This window comes from Exiguobacterium sp. s124 (assembly GCF_018617485.1).
Taxonomy (GTDB): domain Bacteria; phylum Bacillota; class Bacilli; order Exiguobacteriales; family Exiguobacteriaceae; genus Exiguobacterium; species Exiguobacterium aestuarii.
Window position 1 is genome coordinate 54,380 of the sequence record NZ_JACSKH010000003.1, and the last position, 17,296, is coordinate 71,675.

Genomic DNA, 17,296 nt, shown 5'->3' on the forward strand with positions numbered 1-17,296 from the left:
GAACCACACCTTTTTCTTAACGGAATGACCCCGTTAACACTTCATATCCATCTTCTGTGACGATGACCGTATGCTCGAACTGTGAGACGAGGCTCTTGTTCGGCGTAAAGAGTGTCCAGCCATCCTCTTCTGACTGATAGACGATTTCGTCTTTCGTCGAGATGAATGTTTCGACCGCAATGACTTGCCCAGCTTTTAAAAGCTGATTCTCTTCGCGGCTGTAGTAGTTTGAAATCGTCTCCGGCTCACCGTGTAACGTCCGACCGAGTCCGTGTCCGGCCAAGTTACGGATGACCGTGAATCCATTCTTCCTCGCGTCCGAATAAATGGCTTTCCCGATCTGGTTGACTTTCACACCCGCCTTCACTTTGCTGAGTCCAGCTTCTAGTGATGTCAATGATACCTCCACCAAACGTTCATGCTGAGGTGATTTCGCTGTCCCAGCAATGACCGTACGACCCGTGTCCGCATAGTAGCCATCCTTCACAGCAGAGACGTCGACGTTTACGATATCTCCCTCTTGAATGACCTCGTCCCCAGGAATCCCGTGGGCAGCGACGTCATTGAGCGAAATACATGTGTATCCTGGAAATTCGTACATCGTGATGGGTGCAGAAGCCGCACCTTCCTCTTCTAAAATACGTTGCCCAATCGCATCTAATTCCTTTGTCGTCATGCCCGGTTTGACGGCTTTCGCCATCTCGTCTCGTGCAAGTGCGACGATTCGACCGATTTCGCGTAGCGCATCGTAATCATAATCTAACATCATCATTCTTCCTTTCAGTCTAGTAATCGATTCTGGTATAAATATTCTTCGGATATGTCGGCGAATAAGAACATGCCGTCGGGTAGTGGATAACTGAACGTCCGCGTCACTTCGTTTGAACTGAAATCACGGTAGTCACCCGATAAATAGCCACGTCCCCGAACATCCATCGCCGCCATCGTCTGAATGAAATAAGGTCGGAAACTCCAGTTATAGCCTCGATACGTGTTATCGACACGCCATTCTCCGTTCACACAGTAGACGTTCGCACTCGTCTGAAAACCTGTCTTATCCGTCAAATAATAACGGACAAACACTTCCTCGAGCTTTGGCGCGATGTATTGAATCCATTCATCTTTCTTATCTTTCGACCATTTCCCAGATTGAACGAGTTCTCCGATTCGACGATGTAACTCAAATTCAAGTTCATACAGACGGTTCAATCGCTTCTGGTCATGCAAAAAGAATGAAGGCACTTCTTGCGCTAAAACACCCATCCCTTTGATCTCTCGTTGTGGAAGCTCGTCTTCCAACCCAAGTAGACCACCCATATAATAACGACCGCCGTGTTGCCAAGCGTACCGAAGCTGTCCGATGTGGTTAATTGATTTATAAAGAAGCGGCGCGCCAAGCTTCGACGCAATATATTCCATCGTCTGAAGCATGTTCGGATATGTGACCGACAACGTCTTCTTCTCGACCATCGTTCCAAGATCGACGAGCAACAATTCTGGCGCGAGCGTCATAATGTCCTCGATACTTGTCGATTCCGCAAAGTCTAGCGCGATTTTCAGCCCATACGATCGATAGTACTGAATGACACGCGATAGGCGAGGAACATCCACTAGGTCCGTCCCTTGAAGAGTCACATAAATGCGATGTAACGGGAAGTTCAATTCGCGAAGCGGGGTCAAAAAAGCCTCTCCCCCTTCTTCGAGAATCCATTCGGATCGACATCTGAACGTGACGAATGATTTAACATCCCGAAGTTGTTCTGCTGCCAATTGCTCCATTCGTTGGGCGATGTCTAACTGATACTCGAGTGGAACGTCTTCATCATAAAAAAACGGTGTCAACGATTCGCCTCGGAATCGCCCATGTACCATATATCCTTCTACTTGAAACGTCGCCGCTCCAAGGATTGGTTCATACGTCACCATCACTTCCTCGGGATGGACCATCACTTCTACCGCATCCATAACTCATCACCTCTTCGTTAAATGCGAAAACGAGCTACAATCAGCTCGTTCGCGTGTGTACATACATATAGGCACCGAAACAAGCAATAAAATAGGCGATACTCATTACGCCATATGCAATGCCCATCTTTCCGCCTACTCCAATGGCTAACACTAAAAAAATCATCGCTCCAAATAACAATGTCGCCACGGGGATATAACGAAAGTTAGGACGGTCTGTCTTCGACACGATTGGTTTAAGTGCAAGCACACAACCAAGCAGCACAAGGAGACCGAAACTTAATTCCACCATCCGTTGACACCTCATCCTTCTATCTCTACTCAACTAGTGTAGCACGACACAATAAAAAAAGCCGCAAATCCACTTAAGGAAATGCGGCATTTCACGATGATTAGTCACGTGGACGGCGTGGACCACGGTCATCCGAGCGACGACGATCGTCACCACGGAATGATCCTTTACGGTCTCCGCTACGTCCATCACGACGTTCGCCACCGCGTCCACCACGACGATCGCCTCCACGGCCACCACCACCACCGCGACGGTCGTTACGACCACGGTATCCACCGCGATCACCACCACGACCACCTTGGCGTTTCACACGAACTGGTTCAGCGTATGAGATTTCAACTGGTGTTGAATCTGGCTCTTTCGTCAATCCGCGAAGGGCAGCAGCGAGAATTTCAACTGCTTCGTACTCTTCAAGAAGTTCTGTCGCAAGTTGCGTGTAAGCTTTGAAGTCGCCCGCTTGAACGCGTTCGATCAACTCTTCAGCTGCTTGCTTTTGGTTTCCTTCAAGTACTTCTGCGATTGTCGGTACGTGACGACGGTTCATCTTTTTGTTCGTTACGCGTTCGATCGCCTTCACTTGTCCGAATTCACGTGGCGTGATGAACGTGAGGGCTGTACCTGTCTTACCAGCACGACCTGTACGACCGATACGGTGTACGTAGCTCTCTGGGTCTTGTGGTACATCGAAGTTGTAAACGTGCGTAACACCTGAAATATCAAGTCCACGTGCAGCAACGTCAGTCGCTACCAAGATATCGATCGTTCCGTTTTTGAAACGACGAATGACTTGGTCACGTTTTGATTGCGTCAAGTCTCCGTGAAGACCGTCTGCAGTGTATCCACGTTTGATGAGTGCTTCTGTCACTTCATCAACACGTTTCTTCGTACGAGCGAAGATGATGCTGAGTTCAGGTGAATCGATGTCGATCAAACGGCAAAGCGTATCGAATTTTTGACCTTCACGCAATTCGAGGAATTGCTGGTTGATGTTTTCAACAGTCATCTCTTTCGCTTTTACTTTGATGATTGTCGGCGATTTCATGAAACGCTCTGCAATCTTTTTGATTTGTGGTGGCATCGTTGCCGAGAAAAGAAGCGTTTGGCGTGCTTCAGGAAGACCTGCCAAGATCGTTTCGATATCTTCAACGAAGCCCATGTTGAGCATTTCGTCTGCTTCATCCAAGATGACTGTTTGAATGTCATCAAGTTTGATTGTTTTACGCTTCATGTGGTCCATGAGACGTCCTGGTGTTGCAACAACGATTTGTGGGTTCTTTTTCAAACCACGGATTTGACGGTCGATTTGCTGACCACCATAAACAGGAAGTGCGTAAACGCGCTTTGTTTCTCCGATTTTGTTTAATTCTTCTGCAACTTGAATCGCAAGTTCACGTGTCGGTGCAAGAACGAGTGCTTGGACTTGACGCGCCTTTGAATCGATTCGCTCAATTGTCGGAATACCGAAAGCTGCTGTTTTCCCTGTACCTGTTTGTGCTTGTCCTAATACGTCCACTCCTGTGAGTGCGACAGGAATTGTCTCAGCTTGGATCGGTGTAGCTTCCTCGAAGCCCATTTTGTGTACACCTTTTACTAACGCTTCACTTAATTGTAAGTCTTGAAATTTTGTCAAATTATATTCTCCTTTGTTCATACAAAAAACGTCTGAGTTCAGTTTGACAGATCTACAGACGTTTTCTCAATGTTTCCTCATAGTCAACTTTATTAACTATAACGTATTTATTCCTAAAATGAAAGAAATACATTTTCAAACTTTTTCATGTCACCCGAACATGAGTTATCTTATTTCAATTTGTAGCCGTTGTCGAGCTTTTCAACTTGCTTTTCTTTTAGTAGTTTTCCGAGCGCCCGTTTAAACGCGGCTTTGCTCATCCCGAACTCACGGTCGATCACGTCAGGGGCTGTTTTGTCACCGTACGGCATTTGCCCTCCACGTTCCTCGATATAAGAGAGGACGCTCGCCGCATCGCCGTCAATCGCCTCATAGGCACGAGGTTTCATCGAAACAAGAACCGTTCCGTCTTGTTTCACTTGTGTCACACGGACCGTCAATTGTTCACCAAGTCGCGGCCAACGTGTCATTTCTGCTTCATGTAAGAAGCCGAGTGATTCTCCTTCGACCCATACGTTGACGCCGACTTCACGTTTATTGACGACAGTCGCTTGAACATCTTGATTGTTCCACTCTTCCTTTGACGGACGTGCCAACAAGTTCAAATACGCGTAAGGCGCCGGGTCTCCGAGTAAGCGCCCTTTTTGGTCATACTTCAAACGAATGCACAATTGATCTCCCGTTTGTGGCCAATACGACCGATTCTCTGGTAAATCGTCCATTGAGACGAGCACATCTTTTTGAATCCCGATATTGACGAAAACACCTGTGTTGTATCGAACGCCTGTTACTTCACACCATTCATACTCATCGAAAGAGACCGTTGGAATCGTCATCGTTGATGCGAGACGCCCTTCTGAGTCATGATATAAAAAGACACGAACCGTTTGACCGACTGTCACTTCTTCCGTTTGTTCCTTTCGATGAAGGAGCACCTCTTCGCGACCGTTACTAATGAATACTCCAAAATCAGCAGAACGTTCCGCGACCAAGTCTACTACTTCTCCTGCGCGCAATGCCATTACACCCACATCCTTTTCTAAGCTATTACTGTCAGTATACCTATCTACACACGTTCCTAATCATATCATGTTCTCTTTCAACATTTTGCATAAATGTGACGAAAATGTGAACGCACGGCATAAAGGGAAAAACGTCACAACAAATGGAAACGAGTTGATTTATTAAAATTTTGTGACAATTTTGTGAACGTCTTTTTTTCTTCTAGTATCCTATTTTTGAAAACGTTATTATATAGGAAGTGTCCAGTAGAAATAAGGTTTCATTTAGGATTGATCGGGGGATAATAAATGTTTGATATACAGTCTCGTTCGTTTGCAAAACGATTTACAAAAGGGCTACTCGTCGCCTTTTTCGCATTACTTGCCTCACTCAGCTTCATTTTCTCAAACGGTGTGGATACGAACGTATCGTCATCATCGACTTATATGACTCAAGAGTAAACGTCTTCCGTCCAACTGGAGGCGTTTTTTTCTTTGCCAAACACAAACAGGAATTTCCTACAAAAGGTCGAATACGATTAAAAGACCTTGCCTTTTTCTTTCCTAACCACTTAAGAAAAGGAGACTCCGCTATGATTTTCTATTTTCTTACGACCATCTTATCAACTGCAGGCCTCGCCTTTTTGTTCCAGTCTGAACTGTACAAAGATCCAATCGGAACATTTCTATTTGCTGTCTTGATTGCGATGGGCCTGTCTTCCTTTAAGCAACTCTTCATGCAAGCGAGCGAGTTCTTTGTGGAAAGACGGAACCAGAAACGAATCAAACGTGTCGTGGCCAGAATGCATTCGACAACACGGAAACGCTCTACATAACGCTCGTCTTCCCTCTCCACATTTGGTATCCTATGAAGGAACAGACAACGTACATTGGATTTATAATCGCAGGAGGCACACAATCGTATGAATGAAATTCCGTTATCGAATGAATGGCTACTTCGTTATTCACCCGTCATGGAGCTTTGGTTGAAGGAAGATGGGATCTTGCTCGTCGATGATGACAATCGCATCCGTCTCACCCTTGAAATCGGGAACGATCAAGCCATGCAAATTAAGAGTATTGAACAAGACGGCGCTTATTTCGTCGTCGATCCTGTGAATAAACGCATTACGTTCGAACTTGAGGAAGAGGAAGAAGAGAGCGATTCTCGCTTTTGGGAATAAGGATTCATGCCGAAGGGTCGGATTCTCGTCAAGAGAAGAAGACTCTTTCTTGTTGTCATTATGAGAGGAGAAAATAAAATGATTCGAACAGCAGTATGGTTTTTCTCGTTTTTTGCGGTGCTACCGATTACCGTCCCATTTTTACAGAAGGCGAAAAAAATTGAGACGCCACAGCGTTATCGCTATGTACAAGACATCGCCTATAAATGGGCTCAATTTTTATTGAAGGTTGCCGGTGCTGACATTCGTGTCCATGGACAAGAGCAGATTCCGGATGAACCGGTCGTCTACGTATCGAACCACCAAGGGAACTTCGATGTTCCTATCATGTTGACGGCTACGAAACGACCGAAAGCATTCATCTCAAAAATTGAGGTACAAAAATTCCCGATCATCCCGCGTTGGATGGAAATGATGGGCTGTATCTTCATCGATCGTAGCGATCGTCGTCAATCAATCAAAGCGATTCGCTCTGGTGTCGAGACGATTCAGTCTGGTCAGTCGATGATTGTATTCCCGGAAGGAACACGTTCAAAAGGTGGTCCTATGAAAGAGTTTAAAGCTGGGAGTTTGACGCTCGCGACGTCAAGCGGTGCGAAGATTGTTCCCGTTGCCATTCAAGGAAGCTATAAACTGTTAGAAGCTAAAAACCGAATTACCCCGGCAACGGTTGACGTCACTTTCTTACCAGCAATCGACCCGGCTGACTTACCGAATAAGGAAATCGCTGCAACAGTCGAAGCGGCCATTCGTCAACAGATTGAAGGAGATAACGCATGAGTTTATTAATGATTGAAGGCATTCATAAAGAGTTTGCCGACAAAGTATTATTTGATGACGTGACGATGACGATCCATCCAGGAGACCGCATCGGGATCATCGGTGTGAACGGTTCTGGAAAATCGACATTCATGAAAATCATCGCCGGCGCCGAGACGGCAGACCGGGGAACGATGCAACATCCAAACGATTACCGCATTCGTTATTTGACCCAAACGGTCCAGTTCGACGAAGGGCAAACAATTCTTGATGCCTTGTTCACGAGTGATACACCATCCGTTCAAGCCCTTAAACAATTCGAACGTGCCCGCCAAGCGCTCGAAGCGGATCCAACGAGTGAGCAATTACTCGAACGTTTCATGAAAGCTCAACAGGCTGTCGATGCCGCAGATGCTTGGGAAACGGAAGCCAAACTGAAGTCGATTTTGAACCGTCTCGGTCTACCTGATGTGTCCGTCGATGTGAACGCCTTATCCGGAGGGCAACAAAAACGGGTCGCTCTCGCTGCAGCGTTACTCGACGAAGCAGACTTATTGCTCTTAGATGAGCCGACGAACGAACTGGATGCCGACACGATCGCATGGCTCGAGACGATGCTTGCCGATTATCGTGGAGCTATCCTTCTCATCACCCACGACCGTTATTTCTTAAATCGTGTCACAAACCACATCTTAGAGATTGCGGACGGGACGAGTTATTTCTATAACGGAAACTATGAGTTATTCCTTGAGAAGCGTGCCGAACGAAAAGCACGGGCACAATCGATGGAACAAAAGCGGCAAAATATTTTACGACGCGAACTCGCCTGGTTGCGTCGAGGTGCAAAAGCACGAACAACGAAACAAAAAGCACGCATTCAACGCGTTGAAGACTTAAAGCACCAAGAGAGTTTAGCCGAAGAGGAATCACTCGACGTCTCTGTTGGGTCTCGACGTCTCGGTAAAAAAGTCATTGAGGTCGAGGATTTATCTTTCGGATACGACGACTCGCTTCTGATTCAGCAGTTCAATTGGATTTTCGGTCGCCGTGAACGCTACGGCATTGTTGGACCGAACGGGAGTGGGAAATCAACGCTCATGAACTTGCTTGCCAAACGTTTGGAACCGACGAGCGGCACGATTGTTCACGGAGAAACAGTCCATCTAGGCTATTACGGCCAGCAGGTTGAGTTTGAAGACGAATCCCGACGCGTCATTGACGAAATCGAGCGGATTGCGAAAGTGATTTATACGCCGGACGGCGAGACGATCACGGCCGGTCAAATGCTCGAACGTTTCCTTTTCTCGCCGGATGCGCAATACAAACCGATTACGAAGCTATCTGGTGGAGAAAAACGGCGTCTTGTCCTTCTGCGCATTCTTATGGACGAGCCGAACGTCTTGTTCCTAGATGAGCCGACAAACGATTTGGATACGGAAACGTTGTCCGTATTAGAGGATTATCTTGAATCGTTCCCAGGTACGGTCATCGCTGTCAGCCACGATCGTTATTTCTTAGACCGTATCGCCGGGCAGTTGATTGCATTTGAAGACGGGACGATCCAGGTGTATCACGCAGAATACAGCGACTACTTGACGATGCGTCAAGAAGAGGCTCGTCAAGTGAAGAAAGAGAAAGAACCGAAAGAAAAGAAAGAACGCGCGAAGTCAGAAGTCGTCAAATTCACCTTCAAAGAACAGAAGGAGTGGGACACAATCGAGGAAGACATCGCCGCGCTTGAAGAACAGATTGAAGCGCAAGAAGCAACGCTTGCGACAGCAGGCAGCGACCTCGGTAAAGTCAATGAATTGTATGCAACGATTGCATCACTGAAAGAGACACTCGATGCGAAGATGGAACGCTGGACGTACCTATCTGAAATCGACGAACAAATTCAAGCACAGAAAAAAGGTTAACCTAAGCCTTTCAAATAAAATAAAACAGAGGTGGATTCCCGATGTATGTTCCGGAAATCCACCTCTTTTTGATCACTTCACTTTGATGATGATTTTCCCTTTCGCGTGCCCTTCTTCTCCGTAGTCATGCGCTTGTTTCGTGTCTTCCAAATCAAAGACACGGTCGATGACTGGTTTCAGTTCATTTTTTTCAACCGCTTCCGCAATTTTTTTCAAGCGTTCCCCTGTCGGTTGCATGAAGACGTACTCGGCGCGAGCCTTCGCCTGTTCGGCTTCCTCTTCATTCGGTGGTGTTGAGATCGAGACGAGCATCCCGTTTTCTTTGAGCATTTGGTAGAGTTTGCTCTGCCCGTCGCCCCCCATCGTATCAAACACGAAGTCAAAATCGCGGACGATTTCTGCCGGATTTTGCTGTTTATAGTCGATGACCTCGTCAGCTCCAAGTTTTTTGATCCAATCCACGTTCGGCGTACTTGTCGATGTGACGACATACAAACCGTGTGCTTTCGCGAGCTGGATGGCTACCGTTCCGACACCACCTGAACCGGCTCCGATGAAAATCCGATCACCCGGTTTGGCATCCATCACTTCGAACATGACTTGCCATGCCGTATGCGCGACGAGCGGCAGTGAAGCGGCCTCCTCAAAACTAAGCGAAGCTGGTTTTTTGACGACAAGATGGGCATCGACTGCGACGTACTCGGCATATGTGCCTTGGCGCGCAATATCGGGACGGCTGAACACTTCATCTCCAACTTTCAATTCGATCACATTCGCCCCAACTTCTTGAATGACACCCGATACATCCCACCCGATGACGAGCGGCATCTCGTAATGGAGCATCTCTTTTAAGTATCCTTCTCGAAGTTTCCAGTCGACCGGATTGACGCTTGCGGCATGAACCTCAATCAATACGTCATCTGCACCGATTGTCGGTTGCTGCAGTTCACCTACTTTGAATTGATCCGATCCACCATACTGTTCGATATATGCAGCTTTCATTTCATCGCCCTCCTTTGAGTGAATGACTCACCTTTACTCGGTTCCCATTTTGTTTATCTCACAAACGAAAAAGCACACCACGCGTAATGCGGGTGTGCTCAAATCGACGGATGAGTCAGTTCGGTTGTCATATAGCTATATACATAGACGTCATGGGCTTGTCCCCGCTGCCGCATGTAATTATGTAGTCGACCTTCTTGAATAAATCCATTCTTCTCCAACATGCGTTGTGATGCGACATTCTCGACATAGACAATCGCACCGACACGTTCAATCTCACGCGTCTTGGCAAATTGGAGGGCTGCATAAAGGGCCTCGGTCGCATAACCCGAACGCCAATATTCTGGTCTGAGTTCATAGCCGACTTCGGCACGCCGGTGTGACGGCGCCCGATTGTGAAACCCAATCGTTCCGATCAACGCTTTTGATTCACGATGCTCAATTGCAAATCGGATGATTGCTCCGGTTTCGATTTGATCGAGCATATGCGTAAGCATCTGTTCCGTTTCTTCTAATATTTGATGCGGCTCCATTCCATAGTGATGGAGCACCTGTTCATTTGAGAAAATGGCGAATACGTGTGGACTGTCCTCCATTTGGAGAGGACGCAGTCGAAGGCGGTCTGTCTCAATTACCGGGAGCCCGTTCATCCTTTACTGACCAAGTTGTGTTGGAATGCATAGACGACCGCCTGTGTCCGGTCGTAGACGTCAAGTTTCGTCAAGATGTTTGAAACGTGTGTCTTCACCGTTTTCAGTGAGATGAACAGTTCATCCGCGATGACCTGATTTGACTTCCCTTCTGCCATCAGTTGCAAAATTTCTCGTTCCCGCGCAGTCAAGCTTTCGTGGAGGGTCATCTCCGGATGACGCAACCGCTCGAGCATCTTCCCAGTCACTTGGGCAGCCATGACAGGGTTGCCGGCAGCCGTCTGACGAATCGCGTCCGCAATTTCATTAGCGTTTGCCGTCTTGAGGACATAACTCATCGCACCGGCTTCAATGACGGGATATACTTTCTCATCATCCAAGAAACTCGTCACGACTAAAATCTTAGCCTCTTTCCAGCTTGCTTTGATTCGTTTCGTCGATTCAACACCGTCAACAGGCTCCATCACTAAGTCCATGAGGACAACGTCTGGTTTTTCTGCGATCGCGAGCTCCGCTCCCGTTGCGCCATCCGATGCCTCACCGACGACTTCGATGTCCGGTTGTGTCGATAAAAAGGCAGACACGCCCGCTCGGACCATTTCATGATCATCAATTAATACAACTCGAATCATCATTACCCCTCCACTTGTTGTTTCACACGTACTTCAATTTGTGTTCCGACATTCGGCACACTGACCAATCGTAACGTTCCACCGACTTCCGCCGTGCGCTCTCTTATCGATTGTAATCCATATGAGGCGACTTGTGTATCGTCCACGTTAAATCCGATTCCATCATCATTAATCTTTAAAATGACCGTCTGCTGCACCGTTCGCATCTCGATTTCTAGACGAGTCGCCTTGGCATGTCGCAACGTATTACTGATGGCCTCCTGGACGATACGGAACAGCTCATTTTCGGTATGGCGTGACAGCTTCACTTCTTCTAAACGCCAGACGAGCTCGGTCGACTGTTTACGCGATAATTCTTCTAATAGACGCTCGATCCCAGTCTTTAACGTCATACCTTCTAATTCCACTGGTCTGAGTTGTAAGAGCAACGAACGCATCTCTGCCTGTGCCGTTTGAGCCATCAACTCGACTTGCTCCATTTGTTTACTCGCTAATTCCGGTTTCGTCTGCATCGTCTGCTTGACCGCAGTCGTCATCATCGAAATGGCGTAAAGCTGTTGACTTACCGAGTCATGAAGTTCCCGCGCGACACGGCGTCTTTCTTCGACAACGGCTTCACTACGCGCCTCTTCGACACTGACCGGACGCTCCCCTACCCGCTTCGCCATCTCAATCATCTCTTGGCGCTGTTTCGACACGCGAACGATTCGTTCGAGTGTATCTCGGTAAGGAGACAACGGTCTGAACGTGATTTCCTTTTGGTTCTCTAGTTTCCATAGGGCGTTCGCGACCTCTCGAAAGTCTCGACGCAAATAAAAATAGGAAGCGACTCCGAAGATACTACCGATTAAGACGGCAATCACTAAAATGGACACACCGAAAGGCAACCCTTCTTCACGCGAAAATAAGTCGCTCAGTGAAGTCGAGTCACCTATGAGAAACGCTACTGTAATCAAGAAAGCCGTCAAGAGGCTACTGAACAATTGATGCCAGACGACCGTTCGTGGATATGAATCTTTTTTCATACCGTCATCACCTCGACACTTCCGCTCATGAGCACGATATGAATCCGCACTTTCCGCGTAGCCTGGACATAATCATCGGACGCCGTATAGAAGCGACGGTTGAACACCGGTGAATAGTTCGAATCATCGACTTGAACTTTCCCAAACCCGATGGATGCATCAATCGAATAATCATAACCTGCCGGAATGAGGATACGAATGTCTCCCGCAAGTCCGTTTAGGAGTAAGAATGTCTCTCCTTCCGGAATGATGGCTTGCGATAAATCCATCTCGACATCACGCAGTAAAAAGAATTCATTCGTATCACGTAACACATAGTGACCCGCTTCTTTCATGCCGAACGAGAAAGCTTGCTCCTGGCGAAGGGGTGTTCGAATTTTTGCTTCGACTGGTCGATTTTTATAGAGTCGGTATCCGAATAACAATAACAGTCCAGAGAGCACAAATCCGAACGCGGCCGATGAGAAAATCAAACCAATCAAGAGATTGCCCCCGATTGCGTAAAAAATGTAGCTAGCCGACTGCTTGCCTCGACGACTGAAACGACGTCCAATATAAAGAAGAAGCAATGGGAGGATCATGCTGAATAAGACGCTATTCCCACCCGTCACGATATCGATAAAGAGTCCCACCGAAAATAAGATAATCATGAATCCAATAATTTGACGTGTGTTCCAACGTTCCATGTCCATTCCCCCTTTCTAATCATATGTATGAAGCAAAGAAAGCGATGACCTTATGCAGGTCATCGCCGAACCGTCACCTCACTCTTGTTTAAAGCGACGCTCCAGTTCTTTTAGTTTTGCTTCAAAATCATCTTCGTCTTCTTGCGTATCTTGCTTCTCTTCAGCAGGTTGTTCTTTCTTTTCTTCCTCTGTAAACGGATGAGACTGCGACGTGTTTTGACCAAAGATTTGGTCAAGTGCTCCTTTTAAGAGATCAAGATTTTCACGCATCGCAAATTCATATCGTTTATTTTGCATCTCATCGAGTTTAAGTTTCATCTCGAGCGCACGACGCTCCAACTCATCTAATTCACGCTCTCCCTCATCGATCAACCCTTCGAAGTAACGATATTGTTCTCCGTAGTGTTTCGATTCAAGCGCTGCACGTTCTGCTAGCTTCTCTTCACCGGCTTGTTTCGCCAGTTCTGTCTGTTCATATCGTTTATCTGCCATCTTCTTGGCCTCATCACGTTTCCCAGCCAATTCTGCAAGCAGTGTACGTTGACGTTCAACGAGACGCTCAATCGATAACGCTTCCTTCTCTGCTCCGCGGATATGACGGTTCAATTCCGCTTCTCCACTTGAACGCGGCATTTCTTTATCTTGATACTTCTTCACTTCTTTCGAAATCTCTTTCGTCAATTCATTCGCTAATTCACGAAACTGATCAAACGGTGTCTTCATGGTGAATCCTCCTTATGAAATCTTAACGACGATTAACAAATTTTTGCCACACTTGATCGAACTGTTGGAAGCTGCTACGGCTAGCACGCGTTCCGTCGGCATTCAAAATTTCGACTTCTGGGTCGCGTTTTTCACCTGTATACATCATATACCCTTTAAACAACAACCACGCGACAATGATTCCGACGAGTGCCCAAATGTTTGAGAGCATCGTCCCAATCCCGATGACGGCAAGGATCCCGAAACCAACTTTAGCACCGATGTGTGTCACAGCCTGAAAACGGACTCCAGCCCAAAGCGTCAAGAGCGCTCCTAATCCGAATAAAATCATATTCGGTAAAGAACCGATCAACACGAGCACTAGAGCGATCGCGGCTACGATGAACAACACCTTTTTCACTTGGTGATTCATCTGTCATCCCTCCTTGTTAAGTACACTCTTATCATAATACGTTATTTTGTATAGGTCGACGAGCGGAAGGCTTGTTTTGCCTCGGTCTATAGACTGAGATGTTATCGTTTTCAATTCCTGTGGTACACTTATGCTATCGAACAATGAAAGGATGATGTTTTATGAGCAACATGATGAATGCACGCCAACTAGTATCAGCGAATCGGAGGGCTGACGTCCTCCATCATTAAAAGGAGGATTCTATTTTGTTTCAACAAACTGAAACGGGACGTGTCACGGCACAGTTCCAACATCTTTATACGGTATCTGTCGGAGAAAATGCGTATATGTGCGGGGTTTCCGGAAAATTCCGACATGAGGCGACGAGCGAACGGGATTACCCGGTCATCGGCGACTATGTCACGATTCAAGTTCGCGAGCATGGTCAAGGTACGATTCACCATCTCCTTGAGCGTCGGACCGTTCTTTCACGAGCGGCCGCCGGCAACGAGACACGTGAACAACTGATCTGTGCGAACGTCGACTACGTCTTGATCACAATGGCGTGTGGACACGATTTCAACATCCGTCGTTTAGAGCGCTATACGCTAGCCGCCTGGGACACCGGGGCAATCCCTATCATCGTTTTGACGAAGACCGATCAAGTCGATTCTGTCGACACATTGCTTGAAGACATTCAGCTGAATGCACCAGGTATTGACGTATTCGCGGTCAGTGCCGTGACAGGAGAAGGTATGGCTGAACTTCGTCATGCGTTACCGAGTGAGAGCACAATCGCTTTCGTCGGTTCGTCCGGAGTCGGAAAATCTACACTGACGAACGCTCTCGCCCACGAGACACTTGCCGTCAGACAAGCCGTCCGGGCACAGGACGAACGCGGAAAGCATACGACGACACACCGCGAATTGTTCCGAATCGATGACTTATATGTCATCGACACACCGGGTATGCGCGAGTTTGGCCTATGGGAAGGAAGCGAGCACCTCGATGAGACGTTCCGCGATATCGAAGCGCTTGCCGAGACATGCCGTTTCCGCGACTGTTCTCATAAGAAAGAACCTGGATGTGCCGTCCAAGAGGCGCTCACGAGCGGTACGCTAGATGCGAAACGCTATGCGAGTTACGTCAAACTTGAGCGGGAACTTCTCTATATGGAGAAGAAACAGGCAGAACATGCCCGTGTGTTAGAAAAGAAAAAACGACGAATATAAATTCGTTGGCCTGTGAGCGAAACTGCTCGCAGTCCTTTTTATTGTAATTTGACAGTTTCTCTAGGCAGGCGTAAACTTGCCATATACTTAAAATGTTTACCTAGGTAAACAAATTAACCGTTAGGCAAGAAAGAAGGATCTGTCATGTTGAATGAAGTCGAATCAATTCGGACACATCGCTCGATGACTCAAAAACTTAAAACACTTCTCCCTTTTCTAGGTCCAGCTTTTGTCGCTTCGGTCGCATACATCGACCCCGGAAACTATGCAACTAACATTGCAGCAGGTTCTCAATTTGGTTATTTACTCTTATGGGTCATTTTAATCGCAAACTTGATGGCCGGATTAATTCAAACGCTGTCTGCCAAAATTGGAATCGCGACCGGGAAAAACTTACCTGAAATTTGTCGTGACCGTTTCTCTAAGAAGACCGCTATCTTTTTATGGATTCAAGCCGAATTGATGATTATGGCCACTGATTTGGCAGAATTTGTTGGTGCGGCACTCGGGATCTACCTCGTGTTTGATGTGACGCTCATTCAAGCAGCACTTCTTGCCGCTGCCGGTTCTTTTGCCATTTTAGAAGTACAAAGACGTGGCTATCGACCACTTGAAACGCTTGTGACCGGGATGCTACTCGTCGTTGCTCTCGCGTTTGCCATTCAAACGTTTAGTGCCCAACCCGAAGTGAAGCCTCTTTTATCAGGTCTCCTCATTCCTCGTTTTGACGGGACAGAGAGTATTTTACTAGCTGCCGGGATCTTAGGTGCAACGGTCATGCCGCACGCTATTTATTTGCACTCCGCTTTGACACAACGACGAATCAAGGGAAAAGATGTGGTAGCACGAAAGCGTATCATGAAATTTGAACGAATTGATGTGACAATCGCAATGGTCCTCGCTGGCGCAATCAATGCCAGTATGTTGATTATCGCAGCCGCCGTCTTTTATAAGAATGGGATGATCGTAAACGATTTAGAAATCGCTCACCAGCAGTTTGACTCTTTTTTAGGCTCACCAATTGCCATGCTATTTGGCATCGGCTTAATGGTTGCCGGATTATCAAGTGCATCCGTGGGGACATTGGCCGGAGATGTCGTCATGCAAGGGTATATTCAAAAGCATATTCCGATTTATGTACGTCGTGTAATTACGATGGCCCCGCCACTCTTACTCATCCTGTCCGGTGTCAACTTGTCAAACGCTCTCGTTTGGAGTCAAGTTGTTCTTTCTTTCGGTATTTCATTCGCCCTCATTCCTCTGCTTCTCTTTACGAGCAATAAAGAGTTAATGGGTGGGCTCGTGAATCATCGCTTTACGACATGGATTGGATGGGGCATCACAGCGATTGTCATCGCATTAAATCTATTTTTGATTGTCCAAACCTTTATCTAATCTCTGAATCTATAAAACAAGCGCAGGCCACATCGGCCTGCGCTTGTTTTATACGGTTCCCTGCAAAATCCCTTCCGCCCATTCGACTTCATCGGATGTCGGAGGCTTCGTACCTTTGAGCGGATAATCCAGTCCGAGCGCCTCCCATTTATAGACGCCCATCTCATGGTACGGCAAAATCTCGACTTTCTCGACATGGTCTAGCTTTTGAATGAACGCCGCAGTACGACGAAGCGCACCTTCTTCAAGCGTCCATCCAGGTACAAGGACGTGGCGAATCCACATTTTCGTTCCGCGCTCGGAAAGGTGTTCGGCAAGCGCGAGCGTGTTGGCATTGCTACGTCCCGTCAATTTTTTACACATGTCATCGTCGATATGTTTGATATCGAGTAAGACGAGATCAGTGTGATCTAAAATGGCATCTAAATTAGGAGGACGGAGTGCACCGGACGTATCAAGCGTCGTGTGAAGCCCATGCTTTTTCGCTTCGCGTAATAGCGCCTCTAGAAATTCTGGCTGGGCAAGTGGGTCACCACCTGAAATGGTGATACCGCCATTGGATGCTTCCATGAACGGACGGTAGCTGAGCGCCTCTTGAATAACGTCTTCAGCCGAACGGTGATTATTCTTTTTGAAATCCCACGTGTCCGCGTTATGGCAATAGAGGCAACGTAACGCACAACCTTGTAAAAAGACGATGAAGCGAATACCAGGGCCGTCAACTGTTCCGAATGATTCGACCGAATGTACATATCCCATTGTCATCGAAATGACCTCCTAACGAATGAGCGGCCCTCCGTGGAAGGCCGCTAA

At 47.2% G+C, this 17,296-nt stretch carries 20 protein-coding genes; 7 read left to right on the forward strand and 13 right to left on the reverse strand.

The features are described from left to right. Positions 1–16: 16 nt before the first annotated feature. From map to KNO85_RS12555, 5 genes are all read right to left on the reverse strand, one after another. Positions 17–766 carry a type I methionyl aminopeptidase gene (gene map / locus KNO85_RS12535; protein WP_214790565.1) on the reverse strand — a complete coding sequence of 250 codons (750 nt, stop codon included), beginning with the start codon at positions 764–766 and terminating at the stop codon, positions 17–19. 14 nt (positions 767–780) lie between these two features. After that, complete coding sequence (locus KNO85_RS12540) at positions 781–1,965, reverse strand: EAL-associated domain-containing protein (protein WP_214790567.1); 1,185 nt, start codon at positions 1,963–1,965, stop codon at positions 781–783. A gap of 40 nt (positions 1,966–2,005) precedes the next feature. Beyond that, the gene (locus KNO85_RS12545) at positions 2,006–2,257 is read right to left on the reverse strand and encodes a hypothetical protein (protein ID WP_214747211.1); all 252 of its coding nucleotides are present in this window, start codon (positions 2,255–2,257) and stop codon (positions 2,006–2,008) included. 100 nt (positions 2,258–2,357) lie between these two features. Then, positions 2,358–3,887, reverse strand: coding sequence for a degradosome RNA helicase CshA (gene cshA, locus KNO85_RS12550; protein ID WP_251126649.1), 1,530 nt, complete (start codon positions 3,885–3,887; stop codon positions 2,358–2,360). A 170-nt stretch (positions 3,888–4,057) separates the two neighbouring features. Then, positions 4,058–4,909, reverse strand: coding sequence for a CvfB family protein (locus KNO85_RS12555; protein WP_214696385.1), 852 nt, complete (start codon positions 4,907–4,909; stop codon positions 4,058–4,060). Between the two features lie 288 nt (positions 4,910–5,197). Between KNO85_RS12555 and KNO85_RS12560 the strand changes: the two genes are divergently transcribed. The 5 genes from KNO85_RS12560 (at position 5,198) to KNO85_RS12580 (ending at position 8,747) form a co-directional block, all read left to right on the forward strand. Further along, the gene (locus KNO85_RS12560; RefSeq protein WP_015880844.1) at positions 5,198–5,350 is read left to right on the forward strand and encodes a hypothetical protein; all 153 of its coding nucleotides are present in this window, start codon (positions 5,198–5,200) and stop codon (positions 5,348–5,350) included. Between the two features lie 131 nt (positions 5,351–5,481). Then, complete coding sequence (locus KNO85_RS12565) at positions 5,482–5,724, forward strand: hypothetical protein (RefSeq protein WP_074033069.1); 243 nt, start codon at positions 5,482–5,484, stop codon at positions 5,722–5,724. Positions 5,725–5,811: 87 nt separating this feature from the next. Next, a complete protein-coding gene (locus tag KNO85_RS12570) occupies positions 5,812–6,072 on the forward strand; it encodes a hypothetical protein (protein WP_026826759.1) in 261 nt (86 codons plus the stop codon). 78 nt (positions 6,073–6,150) lie between these two features. After that, positions 6,151–6,852: a lysophospholipid acyltransferase family protein gene (locus KNO85_RS12575; RefSeq protein ID WP_214790571.1), complete on the forward strand. Its 702-nt coding sequence runs from the start codon at positions 6,151–6,153 to the stop codon at positions 6,850–6,852. Beyond that, on the forward strand, positions 6,849–8,747 hold the full coding sequence (locus KNO85_RS12580; protein WP_214790573.1) for an ABC-F family ATP-binding cassette domain-containing protein: 1,899 nt from the start codon (positions 6,849–6,851) through the stop codon (positions 8,745–8,747). The genes KNO85_RS12575 and KNO85_RS12580 overlap by 4 nt, the downstream gene beginning before the upstream one ends. 72 nt (positions 8,748–8,819) lie before the next feature. Here KNO85_RS12580 and KNO85_RS12585 read toward each other — a convergent pair whose 3' ends face one another. From KNO85_RS12585 to KNO85_RS12615, 7 genes are all read right to left on the reverse strand, one after another. Beyond that, on the reverse strand, positions 8,820–9,749 hold the full coding sequence (locus KNO85_RS12585; RefSeq protein WP_214790575.1) for an NADP-dependent oxidoreductase: 930 nt from the start codon (positions 9,747–9,749) through the stop codon (positions 8,820–8,822). 98 nt (positions 9,750–9,847) lie between these two features. After that, positions 9,848–10,399 (reverse strand): GNAT family N-acetyltransferase, encoded by a 552-nt coding sequence (locus KNO85_RS12590; protein WP_214790577.1) that lies wholly within the window; start codon positions 10,397–10,399, stop codon positions 9,848–9,850. Further along, positions 10,396–11,031 (reverse strand): response regulator, encoded by a 636-nt coding sequence (locus KNO85_RS12595; protein ID WP_015880838.1) that lies wholly within the window; start codon positions 11,029–11,031, stop codon positions 10,396–10,398. The genes KNO85_RS12590 and KNO85_RS12595 overlap by 4 nt, the downstream gene beginning before the upstream one ends. Before the next feature lie 2 nt (positions 11,032–11,033). Then, a complete protein-coding gene (locus tag KNO85_RS12600) occupies positions 11,034–12,056 on the reverse strand; it encodes a sensor histidine kinase (protein WP_074033063.1) in 1,023 nt (340 codons plus the stop codon). Continuing rightward, positions 12,053–12,742, reverse strand: a complete 690-nt coding sequence (gene liaF, locus KNO85_RS12605) for a cell wall-active antibiotics response protein LiaF (RefSeq protein WP_214790579.1) — start codon at positions 12,740–12,742, stop codon at positions 12,053–12,055. The genes KNO85_RS12600 and liaF overlap by 4 nt, the downstream gene beginning before the upstream one ends. A 78-nt stretch (positions 12,743–12,820) precedes the next feature. Further along, positions 12,821–13,465, reverse strand: a complete 645-nt coding sequence (locus KNO85_RS12610; RefSeq protein ID WP_214790581.1) for a PspA/IM30 family protein — start codon at positions 13,463–13,465, stop codon at positions 12,821–12,823. 22 nt (positions 13,466–13,487) lie between these two features. Beyond that, the gene (locus tag KNO85_RS12615; RefSeq protein WP_214696396.1) at positions 13,488–13,877 is read right to left on the reverse strand and encodes a lmo0954 family membrane protein; all 390 of its coding nucleotides are present in this window, start codon (positions 13,875–13,877) and stop codon (positions 13,488–13,490) included. A 245-nt stretch (positions 13,878–14,122) separates the two neighbouring features. Between KNO85_RS12615 and rsgA the strand changes: the two genes are divergently transcribed. Together rsgA and KNO85_RS12625 are read left to right on the forward strand one after the other, a co-directional pair. Continuing rightward, a complete protein-coding gene (gene rsgA, locus KNO85_RS12620) occupies positions 14,123–15,088 on the forward strand; it encodes a ribosome small subunit-dependent GTPase A (protein ID WP_214790583.1) in 966 nt (321 codons plus the stop codon). 144 nt (positions 15,089–15,232) lie between these two features. Then, positions 15,233–16,483, forward strand: a complete 1,251-nt coding sequence (locus KNO85_RS12625) for an Nramp family divalent metal transporter (protein ID WP_214790585.1) — start codon at positions 15,233–15,235, stop codon at positions 16,481–16,483. A gap of 48 nt (positions 16,484–16,531) precedes the next feature. Here KNO85_RS12625 and pflA read toward each other — a convergent pair whose 3' ends face one another. Then, positions 16,532–17,248 (reverse strand): pyruvate formate-lyase-activating protein, encoded by a 717-nt coding sequence (pflA, locus tag KNO85_RS12630; protein ID WP_026826768.1) that lies wholly within the window; start codon positions 17,246–17,248, stop codon positions 16,532–16,534. Positions 17,249–17,296 lie beyond the last annotated feature (48 nt).